This window comes from Pseudoalteromonas sp. QJM3NY_22 (genome assembly GCF_056173065.1).
The window spans coordinates 1,219,637-1,246,197 of record NZ_CM149655.1 but is presented as its reverse complement, the minus strand read 5'-3'; the positions used below and the strand labels follow the sequence as shown (position 1 = coordinate 1,246,197).

24 protein-coding genes and 1 pseudogene are annotated in these 26,561 nt (G+C 38.5%); 10 read left to right on the top strand and 15 right to left on the bottom strand.

The genetic code is table 11. The features are described from left to right. The first annotated feature begins 71 nt into the window (after window positions 1-71). The gene (locus AC0VZ4_RS05505; protein ID WP_475441144.1) at window positions 72-206 is read left to right on the top strand and encodes a hypothetical protein; all 135 of its coding nucleotides are present in this window, start codon (window positions 72-74) and stop codon (window positions 204-206) included. 15 nt (window positions 207-221) lie between these two features. On the opposite strand, the gene AC0VZ4_RS05500 is transcribed toward AC0VZ4_RS05505, so the two are convergent. Continuing rightward, entirely contained in the window at window positions 222-1,490 is a 1,269-nt protein-coding gene (locus tag AC0VZ4_RS05500; RefSeq protein ID WP_475439589.1) for an IS110 family RNA-guided transposase, read from the bottom strand. Between the two features lie 227 nt (window positions 1,491-1,717). Between AC0VZ4_RS05500 and AC0VZ4_RS05495 the strand changes: the two genes are divergently transcribed. The 3 genes from AC0VZ4_RS05495 to AC0VZ4_RS05485 all read left to right on the top strand — a co-directional run bounded on the left by AC0VZ4_RS05495 (window position 1,718) and on the right by AC0VZ4_RS05485 (window position 5,934). Further along, window positions 1,718-2,986, top strand: coding sequence for an FG-GAP repeat domain-containing protein (locus AC0VZ4_RS05495; RefSeq protein ID WP_475441143.1), 1,269 nt, complete (start codon window positions 1,718-1,720; stop codon window positions 2,984-2,986). A gap of 181 nt (window positions 2,987-3,167) precedes the next feature. After that, window positions 3,168-4,208 (top strand): IS481 family transposase, encoded by a 1,041-nt coding sequence (locus tag AC0VZ4_RS05490; protein WP_007379120.1) that lies wholly within the window; start codon window positions 3,168-3,170, stop codon window positions 4,206-4,208. A 205-nt stretch (window positions 4,209-4,413) separates the two neighbouring features. Continuing rightward, the gene (locus AC0VZ4_RS05485; RefSeq protein WP_475441604.1) at window positions 4,414-5,934 is read left to right on the top strand and encodes an ISNCY family transposase; all 1,521 of its coding nucleotides are present in this window, start codon (window positions 4,414-4,416) and stop codon (window positions 5,932-5,934) included. 117 nt (window positions 5,935-6,051) lie between these two features. Here the strand turns inward: AC0VZ4_RS05485 and AC0VZ4_RS05480 are convergent, their stop codons facing one another. Together AC0VZ4_RS05480 and AC0VZ4_RS05475 are read right to left on the bottom strand one after the other, a co-directional pair. Next, entirely contained in the window at window positions 6,052-6,507 is a 456-nt protein-coding gene (locus AC0VZ4_RS05480) for a hypothetical protein (RefSeq protein ID WP_475441142.1), read from the bottom strand. 12 nt (window positions 6,508-6,519) lie between these two features. Further along, complete coding sequence (locus AC0VZ4_RS05475) at window positions 6,520-6,795, bottom strand: EF-hand domain-containing protein (protein WP_007376870.1); 276 nt, start codon at window positions 6,793-6,795, stop codon at window positions 6,520-6,522. A 297-nt stretch (window positions 6,796-7,092) separates the two neighbouring features. On the opposite strand from AC0VZ4_RS05475, the gene AC0VZ4_RS05470 reads away from it, so the two are divergent. Continuing rightward, a complete protein-coding gene (locus tag AC0VZ4_RS05470) occupies window positions 7,093-7,950 on the top strand; it encodes a PA4780 family RIO1-like protein kinase (protein WP_002958167.1) in 858 nt (285 codons plus the stop codon). Window positions 7,951-8,032: 82 nt separating this feature from the next. Here the strand turns inward: AC0VZ4_RS05470 and AC0VZ4_RS05465 are convergent, their stop codons facing one another. The 5 genes and pseudogenes from AC0VZ4_RS05465 to AC0VZ4_RS05445 form a co-directional block, all read right to left on the bottom strand. Beyond that, the gene (locus AC0VZ4_RS05465; protein ID WP_475441621.1) at window positions 8,033-9,013 is read right to left on the bottom strand and encodes an ISAs1 family transposase; all 981 of its coding nucleotides are present in this window, start codon (window positions 9,011-9,013) and stop codon (window positions 8,033-8,035) included. A gap of 3 nt (window positions 9,014-9,016) precedes the next feature. After that, window positions 9,017-9,778, bottom strand: a complete 762-nt coding sequence (locus tag AC0VZ4_RS05460; RefSeq protein WP_475439610.1) for an IS5 family transposase — start codon at window positions 9,776-9,778, stop codon at window positions 9,017-9,019. Between the two features lie 134 nt (window positions 9,779-9,912). Continuing rightward, window positions 9,913-10,875, bottom strand: a pseudogene (locus AC0VZ4_RS05455) (TDT family transporter). A gap of 217 nt (window positions 10,876-11,092) precedes the next feature. Next, window positions 11,093-13,258 carry a TonB-dependent receptor gene (locus AC0VZ4_RS05450; protein WP_475441141.1) on the bottom strand — a complete coding sequence of 722 codons (2,166 nt, stop codon included), beginning with the start codon at window positions 13,256-13,258 and terminating at the stop codon, window positions 11,093-11,095. Between the two features lie 338 nt (window positions 13,259-13,596). Further along, window positions 13,597-14,895: a methyl-accepting chemotaxis protein gene (locus AC0VZ4_RS05445; protein ID WP_475441140.1), complete on the bottom strand. Its 1,299-nt coding sequence runs from the start codon at window positions 14,893-14,895 to the stop codon at window positions 13,597-13,599. Between the two features lie 641 nt (window positions 14,896-15,536). Here AC0VZ4_RS05445 and AC0VZ4_RS05440 point away from each other — a divergent pair. Together AC0VZ4_RS05440 and AC0VZ4_RS05435 are read left to right on the top strand one after the other, a co-directional pair. Next, on the top strand, window positions 15,537-16,475 hold the full coding sequence (locus AC0VZ4_RS05440; protein WP_475441139.1) for a transposase: 939 nt from the start codon (window positions 15,537-15,539) through the stop codon (window positions 16,473-16,475). A 363-nt stretch (window positions 16,476-16,838) separates the two neighbouring features. Then, window positions 16,839-18,095 (top strand): MFS transporter, encoded by a 1,257-nt coding sequence (locus tag AC0VZ4_RS05435; protein WP_475441620.1) that lies wholly within the window; start codon window positions 16,839-16,841, stop codon window positions 18,093-18,095. A 118-nt stretch (window positions 18,096-18,213) separates the two neighbouring features. On the opposite strand, the gene AC0VZ4_RS05430 is transcribed toward AC0VZ4_RS05435, so the two are convergent. The 3 genes from AC0VZ4_RS05430 to AC0VZ4_RS05420 form a co-directional block, all read right to left on the bottom strand. Then, entirely contained in the window at window positions 18,214-18,927 is a 714-nt protein-coding gene (locus tag AC0VZ4_RS05430) for a DUF1499 domain-containing protein (RefSeq protein WP_008136981.1), read from the bottom strand. 108 nt (window positions 18,928-19,035) lie between these two features. Next, on the bottom strand, window positions 19,036-20,376 hold the full coding sequence (locus AC0VZ4_RS05425) for a DUF1501 domain-containing protein (RefSeq protein ID WP_475441138.1): 1,341 nt from the start codon (window positions 20,374-20,376) through the stop codon (window positions 19,036-19,038). A gap of 10 nt (window positions 20,377-20,386) precedes the next feature. After that, window positions 20,387-22,294, bottom strand: coding sequence for a DUF1800 domain-containing protein (locus AC0VZ4_RS05420; protein ID WP_475441137.1), 1,908 nt, complete (start codon window positions 22,292-22,294; stop codon window positions 20,387-20,389). Between the two features lie 171 nt (window positions 22,295-22,465). On the opposite strand from AC0VZ4_RS05420, the gene AC0VZ4_RS05415 reads away from it, so the two are divergent. Then, window positions 22,466-22,681 carry a hypothetical protein gene (locus tag AC0VZ4_RS05415; protein WP_007376172.1) on the top strand — a complete coding sequence of 72 codons (216 nt, stop codon included), beginning with the start codon at window positions 22,466-22,468 and terminating at the stop codon, window positions 22,679-22,681. Between the two features lie 55 nt (window positions 22,682-22,736). Here AC0VZ4_RS05415 and AC0VZ4_RS05410 read toward each other — a convergent pair whose 3' ends face one another. The 3 genes from AC0VZ4_RS05410 to AC0VZ4_RS05400 are packed head-to-tail and all read right to left on the bottom strand — an operon-like array spanning window position 22,737 to window position 25,386. Continuing rightward, window positions 22,737-23,711, bottom strand: a complete 975-nt coding sequence (locus AC0VZ4_RS05410; RefSeq protein ID WP_475441136.1) for a sensor histidine kinase — start codon at window positions 23,709-23,711, stop codon at window positions 22,737-22,739. Beyond that, a complete protein-coding gene (locus AC0VZ4_RS05405) occupies window positions 23,704-24,255 on the bottom strand; it encodes a heme NO-binding domain-containing protein (protein ID WP_475441135.1) in 552 nt (183 codons plus the stop codon). Before AC0VZ4_RS05405 ends, AC0VZ4_RS05410 begins: the two co-directional genes overlap by 8 nt. Before the next feature lie 15 nt (window positions 24,256-24,270). After that, window positions 24,271-25,386 carry an HDOD domain-containing protein gene (locus AC0VZ4_RS05400; RefSeq protein ID WP_475441134.1) on the bottom strand — a complete coding sequence of 372 codons (1,116 nt, stop codon included), beginning with the start codon at window positions 25,384-25,386 and terminating at the stop codon, window positions 24,271-24,273. A 184-nt stretch (window positions 25,387-25,570) separates the two neighbouring features. Here AC0VZ4_RS05400 and AC0VZ4_RS05395 point away from each other — a divergent pair, with 184 nt between their 5' ends. Continuing rightward, a complete protein-coding gene (locus AC0VZ4_RS05395) occupies window positions 25,571-25,864 on the top strand; it encodes an alpha/beta hydrolase-fold protein (protein WP_475441133.1) in 294 nt (97 codons plus the stop codon). Beyond that, a complete protein-coding gene (locus AC0VZ4_RS05390; protein ID WP_475441132.1) occupies window positions 25,864-26,007 on the top strand; it encodes a hypothetical protein in 144 nt (47 codons plus the stop codon). Before AC0VZ4_RS05395 ends, AC0VZ4_RS05390 begins: the two co-directional genes overlap by 1 nt. Before the next feature lie 54 nt (window positions 26,008-26,061). Here AC0VZ4_RS05390 and AC0VZ4_RS05385 read toward each other — a convergent pair whose 3' ends face one another. Further along, on the bottom strand, window positions 26,062-26,526 hold the full coding sequence (locus tag AC0VZ4_RS05385) for a nuclear transport factor 2-like protein (protein ID WP_475441131.1): 465 nt from the start codon (window positions 26,524-26,526) through the stop codon (window positions 26,062-26,064). Window positions 26,527-26,561: the final 35 nt, after the last annotated feature.

Here is a 26,561-nt window from a genome sequence, read left to right as displayed (position 1 = left end):
AAATTAGTCGTTGGTACTATAAATTAATCTTGAGCAATACTATATTGCTCGTTAATTTAAAGGATTAACGAATGAATAAAATAATAATAACGCTATGTGCTTTAGCTCCTTGCCTTGTATCAGCACAAAAACTAGCAATACAAACAACACAAGCATTAATTACGACCGACTCCGCAACTGTATTTGCATATAACAACACGCCCTGAGGTGGACAGCAAGCGCTAAAGCTCACTTTCCACCGCAAATTTTAACAGCGGTGATCCCTTACTTTTCAATGCGGTTAAGTAAGTTGATTCATCGTAGGGCGTATGTGTTTTCCAGCACCTAAATAGGATTCGTATCCACTTAAATGCCAATGATCTGATGATGGTATTATGAGGTTTTCCTTTGGCTTCTTGCTGCCGATAATAGGCTTTAGCCCAAAATGAATAACGCACAGATAATCCAGCCCATTCCACAAATGTTTGCCTTAAAAATTTAGTGCATGAGTATCGCCAGTGTATCCATTCCTTTTTGCCACTGCGTTCGGTTACTGGAGCAATGCCTGCGTATTTTTGTATGTCAGCGGCGCACTTATAGCGGTCACGATTTGACCCCATAGCGGCTAATAATCGAGGTGCTAATTGTGGCCCCGCCCCAGGTAAACTATCAAAAATAGCGCGATCTGTATGTTGCTTATAAAGTGTTTTAATTTCGTCATCAAATCGTGTTATTGCCAACATTAGCTGTTTAAGTTGCGGAACGAGGCATTCAATAAGTAATAAGTTTGGCGTGATCACCGCCATATCTTCGGTGAGAATTTCAGCATCTTTTATTTCTTTTATCCGCTTTTCATTAACGAGTGGGTAGCGGGAATTATGTTGATTAAAGAAGTCGAGTAGTGTTTGTTTCCTCGCTTTTTTAGCGTGAGCAAGAGAGGGCCAGCGCAGTAAGAAGTCACAGAATATTTGAGTGTCTTTTTCTTTAAACCAATCAATCACGTGGGGATAATAATTTTTTAGCGTTGTGGCTATTTTATTGGTTAAATTAACACGATCTTGTACTAGTTTACGTCTGTATTCGACAAGCTGCGCAAGACACCTAACGTCCTCTGAATCCGGCCTAATAACCGTTAATTTATCCATATGAAGTTGTAAGATTTCAACTTGAATAATTGCATCAGTAGGATCATCTTTCGCCCCGCTGTGCGTAAATGCAGCACGGTATTTAGCAACACTTGATGGGTTAATCACAAATAATACAATGTGCTTAAATTTACTGAGTGCATATATAAGTGGGCCTTTTTTTAGCTCACACGCGACAGCAACAGATCTGCCGTTGTAGCGTTGTTTTAACCCAAGCGCCCATGCATTAATTGACTTAGGCTCAGAGGAAATCACACTTAAATGTTGTGTATTTGTGTCGCGATTTATTTCACAAATATCGTGTTTACGGTCGGCCCAATCGATCCCGATAAGGGCAGCAAAATCTGAGACGTTAAAGGCTTCCATTTTGGGCCTCCTAGAGGTAAAGTGAAAGAATAGATAGAGGCTAATAGTGTTTCTCGCAGGTCTTATAGATAGTCGGCATTACGACAATCCCTGAGTATGCGTATTGAAACAAATAACTTCTGTTGATCCGAAAGTCTTGTTACAAACATTGATTGTTTCCGCTCAAATATTCGTGATCAACAGAAGCATATTCCATGTATTAATGAGATAGGTAAATACATTAATTAATGGAACGGAGTAACTATAAGACCCTAAAGCAGCTTGAGAGCATCAATTTACTAAGCGTAAAAAGCATTCAACTTACCCTACCCAATAATGCGATTGGTTTTGATGTAGCAACACTTGCCAATGCCGATACCAAACAAGCACTAATTTTAGCAAACGACGGGGTTTATAAAACCAATAGCGATAAAACAACATTATTGTTTACTTATGAATCAGTGCTTAATACATTAAAAGTAGATGAGTTTGAGAAAATTGATTTTGTTTTTGATGCCAATAACGATGGCTTAAGTGATATTTTTATCCCTAATTTAACAAGCAGCACCTTATATGTTCAAAACAAAGACGGCAGCTTTAAGCCCAACCAATTTATGCAAACACCTTTGTATGAAGGCAGCTTTTCAGGAAAAGGGCTTTCTCTAGAAGTTAACATTAACAATAAACCCGTCGTTATTGATTTTAACCACGACGGCTTAAACGACCTAGTATTTTCAAACGACTTTGGAGCAGATGTACTCCTTGCTAATTCAGAGGGCTTTGAGCAAAAGCTTACCTCAATTGACTTTGACATCGAGTTAGGCGAACTAAGTAATGGTGAAACTCGCAAAATAAAGCAAATTATTGATATTAATAACGACGGATTTCTAGATTTTACAACCAGGCAGTTTAAGCCTACGCAAGGTATGGATTCGTTAGATATAAAAATAGCACATACTTTATACCTAGGGAGCGCTAAAGGTTTTACTAGTACGCCCATTACCTTATTTGAAACACAGGGCCCTAGTGAGTTATTACTCAAAACTGATTTTAATAATGATGGCTTAATTGATTTACAAAAAATGGATTTAGATATTGGCTTAGGTACTATCGCGTCTATGGCATTGGGCGGTGGCAGTACTGATGTAGATGTAGAAATGAATCTTTATAAACAGCAACCCGACGGCTCATTTGCCAATAAATCGAGTATCGAACTTGATTTAGAAATGGAAGTGGGAATGAACGGCAATGATTCCAAACCAGCGCTCTATTTAGGCGATATTAACGGCGACAGCTATATTGATGCGGTATACAAATACAGTAAAAAAACACTGTATATTTATTACGGAGAGCAAGATTCACTGCTAAATAAAAAACGTAAGAAATTAAAATTAACGCTGCCTAAAAATAACAAAGATATTCTGTTAGTTGATATAAACCAAGATGGTAAAAAAGATTTTGTATTTAAATTTACCGAAGAAGATGGCACCAGCAAAATAGAAACACGGTTAAATTAAGCCAATAAAAAAGCCCAACAGAATTAACCGTTGGGCTTTGGACTTAAGACTTTCGAGTAACAGTCAGCTTTACTGTATTAGTTCAGACAAGATCTGACAATTCAACTTGAAAAAGTGAGAGTTACCCGTTTTGATAAAGGTGTCGAATCTTTAAATCAAAACAAACAAAAAGGTAACTCTCATGTTGCATACTAACAATCCAATCATAAAACACAAAGCTGGTTTACTTAACCTTGCCGAAGAACTAGGCAATGTATCAAGAGCCTGTAAAGTCATGGGCGTATCACGAGATACATTTTATCGTTATCAAGAACTCGTTAATGAAGGTGGTATCGATGCATTAATCGAAAAGAACCGCCGTACACCAAATATAAAGAATCGCGTTGACGAAGAAACAGAGCAAGCCGTCATTAACTATGCAGTTGACTATCCTGCTCACGGTCAACATAGAACCAGCAATGAGCTTCGTAAGTTAGGCGTGTTTGTCTCAGGTAGTGGTGTTCGTTCAATCTGGTTGCGTCACGATTTAGAAAACTTCAAAAAACGATTGAAAGCATTGGAAAACAAAGTCGCTAATGAAGGCATTATTTTATCTGACGCTCAAGTTGCTGCGCTAGAAAAGAAAAAACATGACGATGAAGCCTGTGGTGAAATTGAAACAGCGCATCCCGGTTATCTTGGCTCACAAGACACATTTTATGTTGGTAACCTTAAAGGTGTTGGTCGTATCTATCAACAAACCTTTGTGGATACCTACAGTAAAGTCGCCTTTGCGAAGCTCTACACAACGAAAACGCCAATTACAGCGGCTGACATGCTCAATGATAAAGTATTGCCTTATTTCGAAGGTCACAAGTTACCTATGCTTAGAATATTAACTGACCGAGGAACTGAGTATTGTGGGCGAGTTGAGCATCATGATTATCAGCTATATTTGGCAATTAACGACATCGACCATACAAAAACGAAAGCAATGTCCCCGCAAACAAATGGTATCTGTGAGCGTTTCCATAAGACGATTTTGAACGAGTTCTATCAAATCACATTCCGCAAAAAGTTGTACGATTCAATGGAAGAACTACAAAAAGATCTGGACGAATGGATGGATTACTACAACAATGATCGGACTCATCAAGGAAAAGTATGTTGCGGTCGAACACCACTTGAAACATTATTGGATGGAAAAACGGTTTGGGCAGAAAAGAATTTAGCTCAAATCTAAACTAACAGTCACCATTAGAAAAATGGGTAACTGTCAGATCAAGTCTGAGCTAGTACAGTTTAAAGTGTTAACACCAAGCGATTTTGTCGTATCTTAATTACCAAGCGATTCTGTCGTAATTGCTAATTACCAAGGGAATTTGTCGGTCATTTTTTTATGTGCCTGTTAGTGTTTATTTTTTTGAATACTAGAAGGCATGTTGAGGATGATTGTGATGGACTCTAAAGCTCAACTCACTGTTGATATCATTGCTAAGGTAGTCGAAGGTAGAATAACAATTGCCAATGCTGCAAAATTACTCGGTAAGTCTCGACGCACCATTGAACGCTACGTAAAGCAATATCAGCAAGTCGGTATTCAATTCGCTATTCATGGTAATAGCGGTAAAACCCCGCCAAACAAAACGCCAGTATCAATTAAGAAAGCAGTACAGGCTTTGATTAAAGATAAGTATTTCGATTTGAACTTGTTGCACTTGGCTGAGCAGTTGGCCGAAAACGAAAACATTGTTGTGAAGCGCGAAACACTGCGAGGTTGGGCGCATGATATTCACCATGTTAAACGAGCTAAGCGCAGGCGCAGCAATGTTCGTAAACGTAGAGAGCGTATGGAAGCAGCGGGCTTAATGATGCAAATGGATGGCAGTCCGCATCGCTGGTTTGGGGATAAAAAGCACTGTTTAATTGCCATGATTGATGATGCTACCAGTGAAGTATACGCAGAGTTCTTTCTCTCAGAAACGACGGTTGGTTGTTTGAAAGTGATGCGAGATTGTATTGAAGCCAAAGGCGTTTTTAAAACGCTTTATGTGGATAGAGCCGGTATATTCGGTGGCCCTAAACGCTGCAACTTCTCACAGATGCAGAGGGCTTGCGAGGAGCTAGGCATTGAAATCATTTTTGCCAACTCACCGCAAGGCAAAGGCCGTATTGAGCGAGCATTCGATACCTTCCAAGACCGTCTTGTTCCCGAGCTTAGGTTGAACAATATCAATGATATTGCTGCCGCTAATGCCTACCTTAAACACGTCTTTATTCCGCAGTTCTGGCAAACCAAAATTCAAGTTAAATCAAAGCAAGCACCTGAATTTACGGCTCTGTCGAAACACATCAACCTTGATGATATCTGCGTCATTAAAGATCACCGTAAAATACGTAACGACCATACCTTCAGTTATGGCAACAAGTTCTATTTAATAGATTCACCGCTCAAGCACTCCATTGCCAATCAGAAAATCGAGATAAGGAACACGAGTAAAAAAGGGTTTACCGCTCACTTCGCTGGCCGCAAACTCAAGATCTCTGAAGTTAATGAACCAAGCAAACTCGCATCAGAAGACTTGGCAGTACAGAAGAAACTTGAAGTATTAGCGTTAATCGAAAAACTCGGAAGCGTCAGCGCTGCATCACGCCAAAGTGGCGTATCACGAGATACTATTCACCGGCACTTAAGACTAGTTAAGCAAGGTGGCCCTGAAGCATTAAAACGCCAAGAAACACCTAATCTACGGCACAAAAACTGTGTGGATAAGGCAATAGAAGACGCCGTTGTGCAATTCTCTATTGAACACCCTCACCTTGGTCAGCAGAAAGTCGCGATGAAGCTCAGTGAAGCCTTAGGTGTTGATATTAGCGCGGGCGGTGTGCGTAGCATGTGGCTAAGAAACAATATGAATACCACCGCATTGCGAGTCGAAAAATCTAATGCTTTAGCTGAATCGGCATAAAAGATAGCCAGTTTAGCAACTGGCTGATATGCTATTTACGACAAAGTCGCTCGGTAATTAGACCGACATAATCCCTTGGTAATCACACTAGTACAGCTTTACTCTAAGTAATAATACCTAAGCAGTTACATTTAGCAGCGAATCGCCTTCACTTAAACCAAATTTCTCTTGCACTGATGCAAGGATTGATTCTTTATCTTCATCAGACAATTGGTTTGAATACTCAGTTAAGAGCTCATCTAAATAGCTCACTACCTCGTCTGTATCGACTGGTTCTAATGAGTTTTGTGGCGGTGGCGGCGGTCTTTGACCTTCTGCTCTTCCTGCATCACCAATACTTTTAGCATCAAATTCAAGTTCGCCCATTAAATCAGCAAGCTCTTTAGTGGGTGCAATACCTTGCTCTTTAAACGCCGCTTGAATACTTTGCGCATCGTCGCTAGTTAAGTTTTCTGCATCAAACTGTGCAAGCGTTTCTTTAATAAAATCGCTTTGCTCTGTTGTTAGCTTTGCTGTTTGGCTGCTTTGTTGCGACATCAAACTGGCAGAACTGCTGTTAATACTATTAATCATTTTAGTACCCTTTCAACGTTCACGACGAGGTGGTTTATGATCGCTAAGCTCTTGTTCACTGATTTCGCCATTACCATCGGCATCTATAGAATCAAAAATTGTTTGTGCATCGCCGTGCGGTGGTTTTTTAGCACTAAACTCTTCAAAGCTAATTACACCATCGCCATCAGTATCAATAGTTGAAAAATCAGGCCTTTCAGGAGGATTGTCACCGCCTCGTGCAGCTACATTAGCTGAAAAAGCAATAGATAATATTGCCACAGTGGCAAGTGTTGAAAAATGCTTCATAGTAATAACCTCGTATTTAAGAATTAAATTAAGATTACGCTTTAAAAACGCAAACAATGTGCAAACAATAGGGAAGTAGTAAATTATTTTGATAAAAAATTAATTTAAAAAGTTATGGTTGATTGCATTGCAATCAATATATAAGCTAATAAAATAATACGATTAATAACTGACGAGCAGTTGCGTTACTGCCCTTAATTCTCAAAGCTGATATACTGCTTGAGCCAATTAAACAAACAAATACAGAGCACTTTCATAAATAATGATTAATAACCAACCCTACTTAGCAGGCAATCTGTGAAAATACCTAAACGCCTACAACCTCTTGTTGATGATGGCCTTATTGACGAAGTTATAAGCCGACTAATGAGCGGCAAAGAAGCCGATGTATTTATTGTGCGTTGTGGTGAACACATACGCTGTGCAAAAGTGTATAAAGATGCCGTTAAACGTAGCTTTAAAAAAGCGGCACAATACCAAGAAGGCCGAAAAGTACGTGGTGGACGCCAAGCCCGGGCTATGGGCAAACGCTCTAGCTATGGCCGTCAATTAGAAGAAGAAATTTGGCAAAATGCCGAAGTGGATGCGCTATCTCGTTTAGCCGGTGTGGGTGTACGTGTACCTGATACTTACTTTTGTATTGATGGCGTGCTGCTTATGGAGCTCGTCTCTGATGAAGATGGTAACGTAGCCCCTCAACTAGGACATGTCGTTTTTAGTGAAGAGCAAGCGATTGAGCAGTATAAACTCATGATACATTACATTAAGCTTATGCTTTGCGCAGGTATAATACACGGTGATTTATCTGAATTTAATGTACTTGTAGATAATAACGGCCCTGTAATTATAGATTTACCGCAAGCAGTTAACGCTTCAGCAAATAACAGTGCACAAGCTATGTTTGCACGCGATGTAAATAACATACGCCGCTACTATGGTGAATTTGCGCCAAGCATACTAAAAACTCAATACGCTAAAGAAATGTGGGCACTATTTGAAGAGGCCAATTTAACGCCTAATTCAACGCTTACAGGTGAATTTGAAGACAGCGACGAACTTGCCGATGTAGATTCTATTCTTGATGAAATTCAGGCGGCAGAATATGAAGAGTTTGACCGTTTAGAGCGAATTAAAAATGCTGACGATGATGAGTAGCTCATCGTCATAGCTCACTAATCCCCTCCTTACTGCGGGTGCACAAATCGGTAGCCAACCAGGGCAAGAGCATGAAAAAAGTCTATGCGTTCAGTACCTTTTCAAGGTAGGCTGTACTGCGCATAGCTTTTTTCTGTTTTGCGGGCATGCCTTTACTAAAACTTTTTTCTGCTTTTAGCTGATTAAATGCGATGTGTCTCAGCCCCGCAAATACAGGTGCTGCACCTTCGCGCCTAATTCGACACTCATCTTCTTTAAATCCTACATCTAAACGCCAATGTAATCCATTTTCTATTTGCCAATGTTGTCGTGCTCCTCTCGCGAGTTCTTCCGCTGTTAAATTCGCTGAACTAATATAGTATCTATAGCATAACTCATTGCTTAATTTACCTTTTTCTTTTCTATAAGAAACAATAACACCCACTGTTTTTACACCTTCCCAGTGTATCGTTTCTGATAAACCGCTCACGTTATGGCTCACTGCACAGCACCTAAATTCTTCTCTATTTTTTTGATAATCGGCTTCGTTAAACAAGAGCCCATCAGATGCTTGTCGTGCTACCTCAGGTAATAACACATCTTCTATTTGTGACAGTAGCCTTTTATGGTTTGCTTTTACCGCAAGTAAGTAATCGGCTTCTTTACCAACTATTTTTTTTGCAATTGATTTTTGACACCCCATAGCGTCAATCGTTACTAAGCAGCCTTTTATCTCTAATAATTCAAGCAGCTCTGGCAACGCTTTTATTTCATTCGACTTTTTATCAACAGGGCATTGTGCCAAAACAACACCATTTTCGCATGCAAATGCACTGATCATATAAAGCGCATCGCGTCTATCTGACTGATTAAATGAACCTTTCAATCGTTTACCGTCAATAGCAACTACACCGCCTTGAGTTAATTTGGAGCAGGCTTTCATCCAAGAAGAAAAGGAATCTTGGAATTGCGTCATGTCAATACGGCTCATTACACGAGCAATTGTGTCATGGCGAGGGATCCCTTGTTCAAGAAGAACATATTTTCTGAGCCAATCTAGGGGCTGTTGATCTTTGTAGTATATATATTAATCAGCCCATATTGGTAGCCACATCATAGTGAATGCTAAAGCGAGCATGGAATGATAATTCCGCTCAAGCTTTTCATACCGTGTGGCTATCCCTCTATATTGTTTGATCCGACCAAAGGCATTCTCAACTAAGTGCCTATATTTGTACATGCACCAGTCAATATCTTCATTACCCACTAAACTGTTATCCTTGCGTGGAATAACGGGTGTAGCGCTATTGTCACGAATAAACTCTCTTAGTTTTTCACTATCGTAGCCTTTATCTGCGACAACAACATTACTCGTTGGGCAATTGGCTACAAGTGACTCTGCATGGACGATATCATGCGTATTTCCACAGGATAATTCATAATAAACAGGCAATCCTCCGCTATCTACTGCAAGATGAATTTTAGTCGAATTACCACCTCGACTCTTACCGATTGATTCATTGTCAGCGGTTCTTGCACCGCAACTATGCTGGTGAGCCCTGACAATACTGCCATCAATAAAGATCCAATCCATATCAGCATAGTGGGATAACACTCGAAATAATTCATTCAAAATATCTTTTTTGGACCATAAATTAAATCGTCTATAAATAGCACTCCACGAGCCGAAATAAGACGGTAAATCTCGCCAAGGAATACCGGTACGCATCTTATAGAGTATGCCTTCGAGCGTTTTTCTATGCTCAGGCTTATTATAAATTCGACCACTTAAGTGCATTACTTTTGATAAGACATTCCATGTCGCGTCTGTTAACATTAATCTTGGCATGAGGGTTCGGTGTAACGTTTTTTAGCGAATTCAATTATACCTTATCCTTATGCTGTTTGTTTTTTATACCGCAAAGATCAACACGCCCTAGCTGAACAAGAAAGTAATGAACCACAGGTAATCCAAGAGTAGCTTTACGTTACCTGTTGCTTTGATAATTTAAAGTAGCAAAAGTACCGACCACTTACATAACATACCACTGCCGTGGCAGCTATAAGTTCAAACGTAGCTAAATAATTAACTGTATCAATATATGGTATTGCGAGGTTTATACTTTGCATCCAATCTTTCATTTTAAATAATGCAGTTGCTCCAATAACCATTGGAAATGTAAAAGCAGCGTAGCTCGGCGTAAAAGGTCTGCGTAATAACTTTAAAAATAACACATAAACAATCAGTGTTTTTATTATCGCTAATATAAATAATGCCCCCACTATAACAAGTGATGGATTAGCTACAATATGAAAATACCCCGCTAATGTTAAACTGGCAGGCGCAGCTAAAATGGCAAGTGTTGGTTGTATTTCGTAGTCACTTTTTAATGCTAATAAAAAACGATAAAACATAATTGGCAGCATAATACTGTACGTTGATATACCAATTACCAGTGCGCTATAAGCTAACCACGCTAATGTTGGATTTCCCGAAAAAGTAATGTCTGCAATAATTATCCCCACTGGTGGCACAAACCAACTGGGCGCCATATCCTCAAAGTTAAACTTTTTTGCTCGCTGGTATAAAAAGCTCACCAAAAATATGAGATGCAGCGCAAAAGCTAAAACCCACATAATGTCGCCAACTAATGGGTTAAATTGCCCAACTGAGTTTGAAATAACAAGGTTAGCCATTGCAAATGTCGGGATCACACTTCCTGCAACTGCGTGTGCTAAATCGGCTTTTAATAAATGAGGGTGTAGTAAAAACTTAGCAGCCAAAAGTAAAACTAATACGCCAGCTAGTACCGCTCCCAAAAATTGCCCTTGGGAGTTTAAATTAAAAACGTTTCCCCATGTCTATCCCATACTAGCAATACCCAAAGCTAAACCGGCCATAGCTGTTGGCGCACCCATCACTTTATTTTTAAATTGCTTAAACACTGTACTTCCTAATCATTGGGTGATGAACAAGTTACTGCTTTTTACTGCATTACCTTAAAATAACGCTGTAAATTAATACAAACATGCTTAATAGAACGCTTGTTGCGTACAAATATTTCATAAAAATAAGTTTACGGCTTACATATTAAAGCGTATGAAAAAAGCCATAACACAGTTATGGCTTTTGCTTTATTTTTAAATTTGAATATGAAGTTAATTAAAACGCGTAACTAGCGCTTACATTAAATGAACGACCCTGCCCAGCAAGTTGTTCGAATCCGTTGCTGCTATCTTGTTTAAGTGCCGCAATGCTTACGCCGCCTAGTGGGAGTTGGTAGTACTCATCAAACACGTTACTCACTTCTGCGCTTAGCGTTAATGAATCCCATGTGGCTTTTGAGCTTAAATTAACCAAGCCGTAGCTGTCTGTTTGGTTTTCAAAACGATTATTATCTACATGGCTTTTAGTATCTACCCACTGCCAAGATAACGCATTTTCAAATCGACCTATTTGCTGGCTAATACCTAGCTGGATTTGCAGTGGTTTAATTTGATAAAGCGGCTGGTTAGTATCGTCGCGCTTGCCTCTCGTATTAGTAACATTAGCGTGTAACTGCCAGTTACCTAATTGCTTAGATTCATAAATGTTGGCTGTTAAATCTATTTTTGCACCATATAAAATGGCATCTACATTAGTAAACTGTAAAATGTTACGCGCTGTATTGTCCAAGTCATAACTATTGAAGCTTCTTACAATGTCAGCATCGATATAGTCGTTCACATCTGTATACCAAACATTGGTGCTTAACCGCCAACCATCATCTTTAGCCTGCTTAATATACGTAGCACTAATTGTATGCGCTGTTTCAACGTCTAAATCAGGGTTACCAATATAGCCATTACCACCGCCATACCAACCAATCATAGTGGTTGCCATATTGCTTACACCCCAACTGTATCGCTCATATAAATTAGGTGCGCGGTTTTTACGGGCAAGGCCAAGTTGCAGCTCATCATAATTTGTTATTTGGTAATTAATTAATAAGTTAGCATCAACTATGCTGTCGGTTTTATCTCTGTCGCCAGCATTAAAGTTCTGTGCAGCAATGGTATTATCTGTAGACGTATCGCTCATGGTCATACTTCCCATGCTACCCATATCGCTCATATCGTCCATATCCATCATGCTCACACCATCATTGTAAGGTTGAACCTCCCCAACGTGGGTATTAATACTTTCAATACGTACGCCTGCGTTTAACCATAACTTTGTATTTATTTGCCTCTCAAATTCAGCAAATGCCGCTATCCGCTCCCGTTTACCGTTATTTATATTTACGTAATCGTCTGGTCCCATCATGGTTGAGCCTTCAATACCTGGCCACCAATCATCAATGCTATAATTGTAATATTCTTGAGCTAGTAAAATACTGCTGTTTTTATCAAGCGCAATACGCCATTTAAGCTGCGTACTTATATCTTGTGCATCGGTTTTCATTGGCATCATGCCTGTTTTTTCTTGGCTAAAAAAACCCATTTCATGCTTTACACTGTGCCAATTAGCTTGCCCTTCAAGCTCGCTGTTTTCAAAGGAGCGTTTGTATTGAGCTATTGCACCGTAACTGGTGTTATCGGTCATATCCATGTACTGATTTGCAAATCCCTGATACGGGATTTTTTGATGTGTTAGTTTTATAACTAATTGCTGTTTATCATCGCGCATAGCTGCGGTTAAACTATGATTTTGTGCTCGATACAATGTATCTAATACCACATCGCCGTTACCGTCTTCATAACTATCTGCGTCACCAAACGACCCCTGATAATTAAGGCTAAACGTGTCACTTGCTAAACGTGCACCTACACCAAGTTTACGTCCGTTATCAACACTACTGTACTTTGCTGACACATAGCCTGAGTGCCAATCTAATTCACTGCTATCGCTATACTCTGGTGAAATAGAATTTACGCTTATTACGCCAGCAATATTATCGCCGCCCGCACTTACAGGCGACACGCCTGCAACCACATTGTAAGACGTAATTTGATTAGCCGAGATATACGAAAGTGGTGGGTTCATATGATTAGCGCATGCAGCGGTAACATCTGCGCCATCAATTAACACTTTAACTCTGTCGCCCATTAAACCATTTAAAATAGGGAGGTTAGATACGCCGCCCGCTGCTGAAAAGTCAACACCTGAATCACTTAATAACGATTCTGACGAACCAAGTGCTGAATGCTTATTTTGAGCATGTCCGTGTACTTCAATTACTTCTAAAGACGTATCGTCGGCAAATGCAAAAGGAGATAGCACACCGCTAATAAAAAGTGCGACAGGGGAAAGTAAGTAAGTTTTTTGAGTTTTGCTTTTATAAACCATTGTTAATTTATGCCACTATAATAATTGGCGTAATTATAGTGTGAACTGCAAAAGAAAAAGCGCGACATATTGTCGCACTTTATCAATTTAGAATGTTGTTAAATTACCCCTAGGCAGAAGCCTTCGGGCAGCGCAGCATGTTTGACATTTATTCTACGTTATCGCCTATTTATGGGGAATAACCACACTACATAGGCTCTGCCTTACCTAAATACCAAACATACTGCTGAAAATTCAACCTCAAAAGATAAACAGGCCCTAAATAAAGGATGGTTTTAATTACAAAAAAGAGCCAACAGTAAAACTGTGGCCCTTATATAAGAATGTATTCTTTAAATTTATACATTTAGTTGCGACACAATTTCCGAAACCTTCTCCGCCCCAGCTTCAATGTCTTTTATAACGTCAGATACTTCTGAAATTAACTCTCGCCCTTTAACCGAGGAATCAGAAACAGATGTTATTTGCTTTGAAATATCATTGGTCAGCTCTTGATTGTTTTTTACAACCGTTGCAATTTCATTTGTAGAACTACTCGTTCTTGCTGCCAATTGTCTAACTTCATCAGCTACTACTGCAAAACCTCGTCCATATTCACCTGCTCTAGCGGCTTCAATAGCTGCATTTAAAGCAAGTAAATTAGTTTGATCGGCAATACTACTTATAGTAGAAACAATGGAGCCTATGACCGCAGATTGTTCATTTAGATTTTTAATTAACTCAACTGATTTAAGGACCTGATTTACGATGGCATCGGAATTTGCGATCGAATCGTTTAAAATACCAGAGCCTAGTACGGCGGTTTTAACCGTAGAAACGGCTGATTCGTGTGCAATCGCTGCGGCTTCTGTAACGGCTCTATTACGCGACATGCGCTCAGTTATATCCGAAGCAAATTTAATAACCTTTATCACGTTTCCCTTGTTATCTAAAATAGGGTTATATGTTGCCTCAAGCCAAATTATGTCTTCATTTGCTTTTACTCGTTTAAACTGTCCTGATTTGAATTGCCCTTTCCCTAACTCATCCCAAAAATGCGGGTTTTTATCGTAAAACTCGTCGGTGCAAAACATCCTATGATGCTCACCTGTTATTTCATTTAGCTTATAACCGGTAGCAGACAAAAAGTTGTTATTAGCTGTTAATATTTCACCTTGAGGGGTAAATTCAATCGTTGCCAACGCTTTGCTTAATGCTTCTGCAACTGCTTCTTGTGCTTTTCTTTGCGTGTAATTAGCCGTAATATCAGAGGCTATTTTAATTACCTTAACGACAACCCCATCTATTTCAACTGGAAAGTATGTTGCTTCTAACCATATTTTTTCGCCTTGGGAGTTATATCTTAAAAAAGACCCTCTTACTGACTTACCGTCTCTGAGATTTTTCCAAAATTGAGTATACTCTTTCGATTCCGCATATGATTTTTCACAAAACATGCGGTGATGATGACCAACAACATCATCCTTGGTATAATCTACTGTGTTCAAAAATAATAAATTAGCGTCTAAAATAATCCCTTCAGCCGTAAACTCAATATAAGCAACATGCTTCGTTATTGCATTTAATACTGATTCTTTTTGAGCGACTTGTAACTCAAGTGCTTCTATTTTCGAGTTACTTTTATTTATACCAAACATATAAGCTGCCTTAGGGTAAATGTTTAATCTGAATGAGCTGTTTCTTTAAGCTCTATACTACAACTATAAAATTTAAATATAGGCAAAAATACAAATTTAATCTAATAAATTAGACTTTATGCGCCGCATCACACTAATTGACCGAAACTCTGGATAATCAATCTATCTCAAGTGGTTACTTTCAGCGCTAACTGCGTTTAATTTACTTGCAATAGGCCAGCTATTAACGCGTAAACTCGCCTTTTTTCACAGAAAATCTCTGGCTAGAGAAAAAACCTCAATCTGAGTTTAAGTTAATTATCTAGAGCCTGTTGATCTTCAAAAATTAAAATTTATTCTATCTTGGCCGATTAAATCGCGGCGTAGGTTAGGTAACTGCTCCTGCTTACTCTACTGATTTACATTGACATAAGAGTGAGTAAAGACAGCGCATGATTGGCATTTATGCTACTTTATCAAACACTTACGGTAGTCAACCAGGGTACATAGGCCACGTGCTTAAAAGTAAACAAGCTCCTGTAAATTCAATTTCGAAAGATAAACGGGCTCAATAATAATCTATTTTATATATAAAAATATCACTATTAAATACATAAATCGTATATATGCGAATCAAAAGCTGAAAAGGTAGGACCCAGTCCATGTTTAGTATTACTCTTCAGGTGCGAACCAAAGAAGAGAGAGAAAGCATGGACTGGGAAGATAAATTAATATCATTATACGTGGTGATCAGCAATGAATATCAAGAAATAATTCACCCACATGTTGAAAGGTTTACCAATGGTAAAAATATTTCATTTACGGATGAGGAAGTAATGACAATATATTGTTATGGTATTTTAAGAGGTTACCGAACAATTACTGCGATTCACCGTTATGCTAAAGATCACCTTAGTGACCATTTTCCAAAGCTCTCTGGATATGCAGCATTCATACACCGGGTTAACAAGTTGTCAAATGGATTTATTGCGTTGATATCTTTTTTACAAATGAAGAAAGTCCCTGAAAGCGATGACAGTGTTTATCTTATTGATTCATTTCCCATTACGCTAGCTAAGAGTAACTATGCATACACAGCTAAAGTGGCACCAGAGCTTGCAAGTAAAAGTTACAACTCAACGAAAAAAATGTATTACTACGGCGTCAAAGCACATGTTGTTGCACGTAAAAGAGAAGCGACCTTACCAGATATTGAAATTATATTTATTGAGGAAGCAGGGAGGCAGGATGGACCTATTTTTGATCAAATCCGGCCATTGCTCACAGACAATTTACTCTTTGGTGATCAAGCTTACAAAAGACCGGATGAGAAAGAAGTTGAATTAAATCAAGACTTAAAGGTATTGACCCCTGTAAAAAAACAAAAGGGCCAGAAACACTTATCGCCAGAAGACAAAATTTATTCAAATGCAGTATCAAGTATGAGACAGCCAATTGAATCATTATTTGGTTGGCTCAATAAGGTTACAGGCATTGGAGATGCATCAAACGTACGATCGTCAACAGGGCTACTTACACATATTTATGGAAGACTGACAGCAGCGATGATGCTTAGGAGTTATCCCGAGTTTGGCTTTTGATTCGCATATATATCTTATTTAATTTCAGTTTGGCACATGACGCCGCGCACTTTTTAACTTAATATAACCACCTGTTTATCTCTAAATCACGTCATTTTTTCTAGGGTCTGTTTATAGATTAAAATTCGTTCTATCTAGGTTCGATTTAATCGCGGCGCGAGGAGTGTAACCTAGTGGGCTAAGTAAAAACAGAGCAAAGCTTCCGCGTTCTGCTCAACACCTTTTACCTACATCCATGAGGGAATAATCACACTAATAAGCTCTGTCTTGCCTAAAAAAATATACTGCAGTTAAATTCAATCTCGAAAGATAAACAGAATCTAGCCTATATATAATATTTTTACATATTTTACTGTTGCTTTTATCTATGTATTTCACATCAATTTCAAAGGATTTTTTATGACATCAGATGTAACGTCGGCATCTAGTCAACTTAACAGAACCGCTATTTTACTTGTATTAGCGCTCGGTACATTTATTTTAGGATTATCTGAATTTTCGATGATGCCTATGCTGCCACTAATTAGCGAAACATTTGGTTCAACGCCATCACAAAGTGGTTATGCAATTAGTGCTTACGCCATTGGTGTTGTCGTGGGTGCACCTATTTTAATGCTAACAACTGCTAATATGAGAAAGCGCAAAGCATTGCTCATTTTTATAAGCTTAATGTTTGTCTCAAACGGATTAAGCGCGATGGCAACGTCGCTTGAGCAGCTGGTAATATTCAGATTTTTAAGTGGTTTACCTCATGGTGCATATTTTGGCGCGGCTATTTTATTAGCATCTGATATTGCCCCAAAAGGTAAGCGTGCTAGCTTTATGTCTAAGGTGTTTATGGGTTTAACTGTGGCTACTATTGTTGGCGTGCCTATAGTTACACTTGTAGGTCAAAATCTTAGTTGGCGGTATTGTTTAGCCGGCGCTGCAGTACTGGCATTTATTGCTTTTGTTTTTGTTTATAAAGTGGTGCCAAATATTGATAATGCTAAGCCTTCTAATTTACTAAACGAGTTTGGCGTACTTAAAAATAAACTGGTTTGGTCTATTTTAGGTATTGTAATTATTGGCTTTGGTGGGGTGTTTTGTATTTATACTTACATTGCCGACACCATATTAGTGGTAACAAAAACAGCCCCGTATACTATTTCTATCGCAATGGTAATGTTTGGTATCGGTTGTACGCTCGGTAACTATGTACTGGGTAAAGCAGCCGATAAATCTGCAATTAAAACCACTGGTCTTGCACTTGTATGTACCATTGTATTTGCCTTTGCTTATGTAACGGCAAGCCATAATATTTGGGCTCTTTATGCTGTGATCTTCTTTATTGGTTGCAGTGTGGGCTTGGCTACGCTGATTCAAACGCTTTTAATGGACGTCGCCCCCGAAGGCCACGCTATGATTGGCGCCTTAGTACAGTGCGCATTTAATACTGCCAATGCTATAGGCCCTTGGGTCGGTGGAATTGCAATAGCACAGGGTGCTGCACCTAATCAAACAGGTTACGTAGCAGCTGCATTATTTTTAGGTGGTTTGGGGATGTGGCTACTAAGTTACTTACAACTAAATAAACAGCAACCAACAGCGCAAGCCGCCAGTTATAGCAATCCACAATAATACTTAATCAATTTGAGGGATTAATTAGGCGAATTGATATTAAGCTGAGTTTTAAATAATAAACACAAAAAAGCCCAAACAACGTTTGGGCTTAATTTTATATTTTAACTAAACTGCGTTATTTTGTTAGCTCAGTATTTATCTCATTAATTAATGTATGAATGCGCTGTGCATTTTTGCCTAAATCACTACGTCCTACTCGCGACTTACTACGAATATCGACAAAACGTTCACTGCCTTCATCGTTAATGCGGACAACGACATCATCTTTAAAACCAAACCATGTTGTTGTATCAGTCGCTTCTACAAGACCTAAACTTGTATCTGTGTTAACAAGTTCCCAACCCAAGTTTTTCACTGCTTGCTCTGTAGCTTCAAGCAAATCAGTTTTAGATTGAGCAAAACTAAGCGTTGCAAGTTCTGGGTAAGCTTTGCGTTGTTCAATTGCGGTTTCTTCGCCTGCATAGGCAACTGGGTTTGGCGCATCAACACGAAGTGGTGCAATAGCTACAAACTGAGGGGGGTTAACTAAGTCGGTAGAAATATCATGTATTGGCGGCACACTTTTAGCTGTGTTCATCATATTTAAAGGCATTGCTATAGCCACTGCTGAAAATACAACCGCAATAGCTGCACTACCAAATGTCACGGTTTTGCGCATAAAGATTATCTGTATTAAAAGTAGCACAAGTGCAGCGCCACCTGCATAAACGCCAAATCGAAAGCCTGTAAATGCAGTTCCTAGTTCTACAATACCAAATTTGTACAAAGGCCCAGGCAGAACGACCAGCAAAAAGGCAATTAAACTAACTAAGCTCACTAAAATTTTCATTTTATGATTCCTTTATTATGTGTGATTTTTATTATTAAACAGATAAACGCTATTGAACGAGTAGCTTATACTGCCTATAAGTGCTTTTAGATTACTATTAGCGACTAATTACACAAAAAAGTCCAATGTTGTGTGATCAAAGTTACTTAAATTAGGAAAAATATCAACAAGCTCAGAGCTCGGCACACCAAACCACTGAGCCAATGTGGCAAAGTACTGCTCATTTGCAACGCTTGGAATTAAACGCCCGCCACTGGTATCTTGTGGGCCATCTAAATGCTGAGTTAAAAGCTCACCATATATATCGCCACCCTTTACTGCGCCGCCCATTACTATTTGATTCCCTGCCCAACCATGATCAGTACCATCGCCATTTGAGGTCAACGTACGACCAAAATCAGACATAGTAAACGCAGTCACTTTATCTGCCATATCAAGCTCTTTCATCGCACTATCAAACTCACTAAGCCCTTGGGCTAATGTGCTTAGCAATACAGGGTGAGTATCTAGCTGATTATCATGGGTATCAAACCCGCCCATAGACACAAAAAACACTTGGCGCTGAGTACTTAATTTTGACTGCACGCTAATTGTTTTAGCAACTGCTGCTAACTGCTCCGATAAACTTGTATCACTAAATGAAGTAATTAACGCTGGCGCTGTTTCTAGCGCATTATTCATCGCTTGGGTGTTATTAATCGCCGACTTGAAGCTATCAGCGTAAGCACTACTGAGGGGATGAACTGTATTACTCATAATCCGGTTCATTATAGTAGTTACATGTTCCATGCGCGGCTTATAATCACTAAATGCATTAATTTTACTTATACCGCTTTTATTAAGTGCAAATGCTTTTGTTTGATTACCCGTTTGCCAAAGGTTTGTACCATCAAGCGATATATTAGCGGCAAACTGATCTTGCTGCTCTAAGCGCTCAAGTAAACGTGCGCCCCACCCACTATTTAACGACTGTTTTTCACGCCCATACATCCATGATGCCTGCTGATCATTATGCGAGAACAAATGTTTGGGGATCGTCACTGTTTTATTTTTATAATCATCGAGAGTAGTAGGTGAGAGTAAAGTTCCAAGGCCGCCAACAAACGCTAGATTAGACGAATCAAACACACTTTTAATAGGCGCAAGCGAAGGATGCAGCCCAACTCCACCAACAAAATTAGTTGCACTATTAAGTGCTATAGGCACCGAAACAGCAAGGTTTTGACGACTTTGTTCATACAAGCTACGTTGCTCACCTTCTAATGGTACTAGCATATTAAGTGAATCATTACCGCCATATAAAAACACACACACCAACGCTTTGTAATCCCCCAACTCAATCGCATTTACTGACCCCGATAATGCTTGCAGTTGTAAACTTGTTAACGCGGCCGCCGACACACCGCCTTTTAAACATAACGACAAAAACTGTCTTCTATTTATGCTCATTATGTCTCTCCTAATACTGCAAATTAAATTCAGGTGAAATAGCAATTATGTAAAGTAAATACGATACCCGTTCTCGATATTCGTCATCATTAAAGTATGCATCTAAATCAAGCAATGCTTGGCGCGTATCAGCACTCATTGAACCTGCAAAATATAAAATATTATACTGTTCAAGTAAGGCACCTACCCCGTTACTTTTTAAAAAGCTCATATCGCTCTTGATATAAACATATAACTCTTTGGGATTTAAATCATCACGTGCTTCTGCAGTTCCCCATACTAAACCTGAGAAATGCTCGTTCATAGTGCCAATTAATGTAGTATCACCCGCTATTTGTAATTCCGGTGCGACTAGCTCATCACTGCGTAATTGAGCTGGCTGATAATCGGGTCTAAAAAAGTTAAATACAGATGGCGAACGCATTGGCCCCTGCCCATAATTATTTATTAAATTCCATGTTCTATACTCCCCTTCTAAAGACCTTGCATCAAGGTTTCGCCAAAATTGTACTGTTTTTAGTAAGGGCTCCTTAACTTTTCCTTGATAGCTTAAAACACTGCCAAAATGACGAGCCTCGTCATCTAAGTAAATAGCTTTAATGACAGCCGCTAAATCCCCACGCACACCATCGCCATTATCGTTAAACACATTAGCCACTCGCTCAATATATTGAGGGGTTGGATTTGATGTAATTAATCGTTGAATTAGTTGCTTAGTAATAAATGGTGCTACATTGGCGTGATTAAATAAATTATCGAGTGCTATTTGCAGTGATTCCTTTGGCCCATAGCCCTCAGGGATTACTTCATTATTTAAAAGTACTTTTTGTTTACTTGAATGGTATTCGCTAAATGCTTGCATTGGTTTAATATAATCACGGCTTTTGCGTTTAAACGTTTCACTATCGGCAAACGTCCAACCAGTAAATACCCGTGCAAAGCCTTCAATTTGAGACTGCCCGTAAGTGGCAATGGTATTCCCTTGGGCATCAAGCTTTGCGCTACCATCTTTATTTAGCTCTTCAAGCCCAATGGTAAATAACTGCATTACCTCACGAGCGTAATTTTCGTCAGGGCGAATGTTAAGTTCATCATCTGCTTTTTCGTTACCTAAATGGCTTAAATAAGTCCCCATAATTGGCGAAAGCGTGACATCCTCTAGTAACTCCCGGTAATTACCAAATGCATTTTTAAGCAATAAATCGTAGTAGGTAACCATTCCTTCTGGTTGAGAGCTTAAGCTGCTATTGGCATCCGACACCACTAATATCTCGCTCAATGCAAATGCAACGCGCTGGCGAAGCTGATCGTCACTGCGCAAGGTAGCTTTCCACCAACCATCAATACGGTTGATATATCTAAAGTCATCTTGATCCGGACTTTTGACTAAATAACTTCGGTGGTATTCAATTGGCAATGCTATTTGGCTTTCAAGCCATTGCTGCTCACTTAACCCTTGGGCTTTGCGTATTTCATTAAGTGTTGGCCCCATACTACCTTGGTGTAGCAAACGTGCAGCAGCAAATTCATCCATCGCGTTTCTGGCAATAAAACTTACCGTTTTAACTGCAATAGCACCTTCGTTGTCCGTTGCAGTTACATTAAAGGCATACTCTTTTGGTGAATAACTCAATGCTGAAGGAATATTTATTATCACAGAGTTAGCAGCTATTGGCTCATCAAGTACCTTAAGACCAGCAGTTTGCTCCCAGATCACACTTGTTATTGTGCCGTCGTTATCGCTCGCTGTTGCAGTTATTTCAATAGTTTGGCTTTTGGTTATATCGCTTGGAATATTAGCCACAGATAAAATAGGAATTTCATTTCCGTTAATAGTTGGCGTATCATCTGAGCCTGAACCACCGCAAGCACTTAGTAGCAAAACTGAGCTTGCCATCAAAAAATATTTATAATGCATGAAAGTCGTCATCGTCTTTTAATAAAGGTACGTTACCATGTACCGAGTTTGATGCATTTATTGAAACACAAAATTTACAATTTAACCCTTTATTTTTTGTAACCGAAACTTGACTAACCCTCAAAAACACAAAAAATACGGTGGTTTAAATTAGCCTGGGCTTTATTATTTATGAAAACAGAAATTAGCTATCGTTTTGAATCTTCACAAGTTGCCAACCGATTTTCACATGAACTAAAAAATTGGTCTGTTAACGATGTAAAAACTCGTCTTTTTAATGGTGGCGACAGTGTAAAAGTAAGCTATGAGTATGACGAAAATGGGTTTGATTACACTATTGCAGAACTTGATGACCTAGCTGAGCGACACGCAGGCAAAGAAATATAAGTAAACAAAACCCCTCTAATACGTAATTTATTAAATATAAATACGTTAATTACTTTTAACACGCTAGAGATGAGTCTGGCAGTGTTATTATGGGTAATATACAACGCATTAGAGTGCCCTTATTAAGCTCACTCTCAATTTCTATAGATCCCTTATGTTCCTTTAATACGTTATATACAATAGCCATTCCCATTCCAGTTCCCTCACCTACAGGCTTTGTAGTGTAAAATGGTTCAAAAATATGATTGACTGTTTTTTCATCCATTCCGCAGCCATTATCGGACACTTCAATGTAGATATTTTTCTCGTCTGAGAATAAATTAACAAGAATTTCTCCTTGCTGGTCTTGTACTAAATCACAGGCATATTTAGCGTTTAGTAAAAGGTTTACGAAGATTTGATTAATTGCCGACAAATTACAGTAACTTAATGGTAATTCATCATCCGAACACGTTATGTTGCATGTTTTTAATTGATTAGCGAGTAACTTAATAGCCCCCTCTAGCGACTCTCTAATATTAGCCATAGCCATGGAATTATTTTTAGGTCTAGCAAAATTAAGTAAGTTATTAACAATTGCCGCAATTCGCTGTAATCCCTCATGCGTATCATTTAATAGTTCATCTAGATCATCTAAAATAAAATCAATATCACTTTCTTTATCAAGTTTTATTAGTAATGTTTCCATCTCTGCAGCAGATATTGATTTATTAATATATTGTTTTGCAACAGTCATTAATGCTATCAGCGTAGGTTTAAAAAATTTAATACTTTCAAGGTTACTTGTTACATATGCCAGTGGATTATTTATTTCATGGGCAACACCTGCCGATAGCGTCCCTAAAGTAGCCATTTTTTCACTTTGCATAAGAGTAACCTGCTGATTTTTTAATATGTTAAGCTTTTCTTCAAGATCTTGGTTTGCACAAAATAATGCGCGTGTTTTATCCTCAAGTAGCATCTCTAGTTCATCTCTTGCTGCTTTTTCACGAAGGTATGCTTTTTTGTAGTTGTGGGTATCTTCACTCATTGCCAATCTCATATTTAACTTCAATTACACATTTATCAAAACCATTATGCATACATTCAACATGATTTAGCGCCACCTCAATACCGTAATGAGAGGCTGCACCAAAAACAAGCCCTTCAGCGCACATGCACAGCTGCCTTTTGGAATAGTAATGCATCAAAATAAATCCATCTTCAATAAGCTCTGCTTTAATTTCTGGTAAATTTGGCTCTTGATATAGTTTTGCAACTTCAACATGAATCACCTTATCGATACCCATAATTAAGTCCGCAAACCCATTAAAGTTTTCAACTATTGTAGGGTGCCGGCCCCTTAAGTGGCCAAATAAATACTCACCAAATGCCTTTAAAACATCAGGCATAGACATAGATAAAGCATCAGCTACATCTTGCGCCAAACCCACTATTTCTTCATCTGGATAGCTTTCTGCTGAAATATAAATACGATCACTAGGTGCATTTTTTTCAAGTAAATCATCCCACGCAGCCATGCCGCACTTTTCAATAACGAGGGCTTCAAGTCCTCTAAAAATAACACCTTTCATACATCCCCTCGTGTATCACTTTTTAAAACTTAAAAACCATTGTTGTACATCTTCTAGTATTTTCAAATCATCAATAAAGTCATATTCAGTTTGATTAAACTCAATTACTTGCTGGCAATAAGCATGCTCAACAATCATATGAATAACAGTTAATGATATCCCCTCATCCACAGGTAAATCATCCAGTAACTGCGCCCTAACAATTGACTTTTCAAACCCCCAAAGCGCTAATAAGTAGGCACTAAGAGCGTACTTAGGCACGTTTTCATCTTCGTTATCTTGCACAATACACATAGCAGCTAATTCACCAATAACACTAAGCAAACCAACTGCAAATGCAAACAACTGTGTTTGCCTATCTTGTTTTAAATACTTAGCGAGCGATTGCGCCATACTTGCTTTTTTATATCCTTTATTAATTAACTCATTAAGCGTCTCTTGCTTAGCCTTATTAAGTAATTGTTGAGACAATTCAGAAAAAACCACAATCGCCTTTAAACTAACTAAACCAATTCTTATAATCGCCTCTTTTAAGTTTGTAGTTTGACTATCAAACCCCATAAATGCGGAGTTGGCTACCTGCAAAACTTTTCCCGTTAATACAGGGTCGTGGCTAATATTATTTTCTAAAATAGAAATGTTTGGCTCATTTTTGTTTAACTCACTTAATAAGTTTTGAGTCACAACACCTAAAAATGGCAAGTCTGAAAGCTGCCCTAAAATAACGCGATGAGGAGCATGAATAGGAAGTGATTTTAACAACTTAGCGCTGTCTAGCACCGCTATTAAATGTTTTTGTGTAAAAGGTTTTACAAGATGAAAGTGGATTGTGTTGTTAACTTGTAGTTGATAGTTACTACTTAAATCACTGGTAAATAAACACCTTAAGGCTGTAGGACAGATCGCTTTAGCGTGCTCTAGTACTTTAAGCCCTGAAGAAAGTGGCATCATAGAATCACAAAAAATAATGTCGGGTGTATTATTATTTCCTATGTAGCGTTCAAATTCATTAGGTAACTGTAAGCAGGCTACAGTTACATTTGCACATAAGCGGCTCAACGTTTTTGCTAGTGCACGTAATAGTAATTCGTCGTCATCAATTAAAAGTATATTTATTTTTTGCTCATGCATTCACTATACCTTCGCTATAACGTATTAATTTCTAATCAAAGCGTAGTATAAATTCACAAATAGACATAAAACGAAAAGGGCCTAATCGTATTAGAGATTCATAGGATTAAGATAAAGCCATTGAGCTCTGATAGGATATACTTAATTACTGCACAATTAATGTTAAACCAGTCGGTTAAATAGATTGAATGAAAAAGATATTTTTAATAGCACCTTTTTTATTAGTTTTATAAACGACAAGCTTCGCCCACTCATTAATAAAACATACCATACCAACTCAACAAATACTTTAATTGGTCAATCATTAGCTGGTCTGCTTTCAAGCGATATTTTATTTAATCACTCTGCAACTTTTAATTATTACGTAATAATTAGCTCAAGCTTATGGTGGGCCGGTAATGAATTACTAAATAGCCCTTTTGATCCACAATCGTTTCCTCAATCGGTTTATATGGCGTTGGTAAAGAAGGTGAATTAATGGAAGGCTTAGCAAGGCAATTGCAATTGCATAAGGAAATAGCGCCTATTTTTGGTAATAAAAGCCAAGTGAAATTAGGCTATTTTAAAAACCTAGATCACGCTGATACTTTGTATTTAGCTGTATACGACGCTTTTACATAAATTAACTACCATCCAAAAAAGTAATTAATAAAAATGCTTATAAGACTTTAAGTATTATTCATGGTATTTGCGGATCATCGCCACCTTGCCATTTTCAATTTCGATTACTTCCATCATTGTGGAGGTGTATTCTATTGGCTGCTTACTTTGTGGGTGAATGCCTTTTGCAAAATTCTTATAACGAATAGCAAAGCCTGTATCGTTAAACACAAATGTATTAAGCAGTGTGCTTTCAAACAACGTGTGCGCACCTAAGTAAAAACTCATACCTTTGCGCATCTGCTTTTTACCATCACCAGTACGTGAGTCATCCGGTTGATACGGAATGTGCTGATTGCCAATATCATCGGTTAACAATGCAAGGTAAGCCTCAAGCTCTTTAGCACCTGCATTAGGTGCTTGTGTAGCGGTCATTGTTTTATAGTACAGCTGTGCAAACGCGTTTAAGTCGAGTGGCTTTTCAGCATAAGCCGAAAAAGTAGTTACTAGAGCCAAACCTAACGTTAAAAGTAGCTTCATCACTTATTCCCTGTAGTTAAAAATATTTTATAGGT

Coding starts and splice junctions, on each gene's coding strand:
- AC0VZ4_RS05505 (WP_475441144.1), top strand. CDS start 72: ATGAATAAAATAATAATAACGCTATGTGCTTTAGCTCCTTGCCTTGTA.
- AC0VZ4_RS05500 (WP_475439589.1), bottom strand. CDS start 1,490: ATGGAAGCCTTTAACGTCTCAGATTTTGCTGCCCTTATCGGGATCGAT.
- AC0VZ4_RS05495 (WP_475441143.1), top strand. CDS start 1,718: ATGGAACGGAGTAACTATAAGACCCTAAAGCAGCTTGAGAGCATCAAT.
- AC0VZ4_RS05490 (WP_007379120.1), top strand. CDS start 3,168: ATGTTGCATACTAACAATCCAATCATAAAACACAAAGCTGGTTTACTT.
- AC0VZ4_RS05485 (WP_475441604.1), top strand. CDS start 4,414: ATGATTGTGATGGACTCTAAAGCTCAACTCACTGTTGATATCATTGCT.
- AC0VZ4_RS05480 (WP_475441142.1), bottom strand. CDS start 6,507: ATGATTAATAGTATTAACAGCAGTTCTGCCAGTTTGATGTCGCAACAA.
- AC0VZ4_RS05475 (WP_007376870.1), bottom strand. CDS start 6,795: ATGAAGCATTTTTCAACACTTGCCACTGTGGCAATATTATCTATTGCT.
- AC0VZ4_RS05460 (WP_475439610.1), bottom strand. CDS start 9,778: ATGCCAAGATTAATGTTAACAGACGCGACATGGAATGTCTTATCAAAA.
- AC0VZ4_RS05450 (WP_475441141.1), bottom strand. CDS start 13,258: ATGGTTTATAAAAGCAAAACTCAAAAAACTTACTTACTTTCCCCTGTC.
- AC0VZ4_RS05445 (WP_475441140.1), bottom strand. CDS start 14,895: ATGTTTGGTATAAATAAAAGTAACTCGAAAATAGAAGCACTTGAGTTA.
- AC0VZ4_RS05440 (WP_475441139.1), top strand. CDS start 15,537: ATGTTTAGTATTACTCTTCAGGTGCGAACCAAAGAAGAGAGAGAAAGC.
- AC0VZ4_RS05430 (WP_008136981.1), bottom strand. CDS start 18,927: ATGAAAATTTTAGTGAGCTTAGTTAGTTTAATTGCCTTTTTGCTGGTC.
- AC0VZ4_RS05425 (WP_475441138.1), bottom strand. CDS start 20,376: ATGAGCATAAATAGAAGACAGTTTTTGTCGTTATGTTTAAAAGGCGGT.
- AC0VZ4_RS05420 (WP_475441137.1), bottom strand. CDS start 22,294: ATGCATTATAAATATTTTTTGATGGCAAGCTCAGTTTTGCTACTAAGT.
- AC0VZ4_RS05415 (WP_007376172.1), top strand. CDS start 22,466: ATGAAAACAGAAATTAGCTATCGTTTTGAATCTTCACAAGTTGCCAAC.
- AC0VZ4_RS05410 (WP_475441136.1), bottom strand. CDS start 23,711: ATGAGTGAAGATACCCACAACTACAAAAAAGCATACCTTCGTGAAAAA.
- AC0VZ4_RS05405 (WP_475441135.1), bottom strand. CDS start 24,255: ATGAAAGGTGTTATTTTTAGAGGACTTGAAGCCCTCGTTATTGAAAAG.
- AC0VZ4_RS05400 (WP_475441134.1), bottom strand. CDS start 25,386: ATGCATGAGCAAAAAATAAATATACTTTTAATTGATGACGACGAATTA.
- AC0VZ4_RS05390 (WP_475441132.1), top strand. CDS start 25,864: ATGGAAGGCTTAGCAAGGCAATTGCAATTGCATAAGGAAATAGCGCCT.
- AC0VZ4_RS05385 (WP_475441131.1), bottom strand. CDS start 26,526: ATGAAGCTACTTTTAACGTTAGGTTTGGCTCTAGTAACTACTTTTTCG.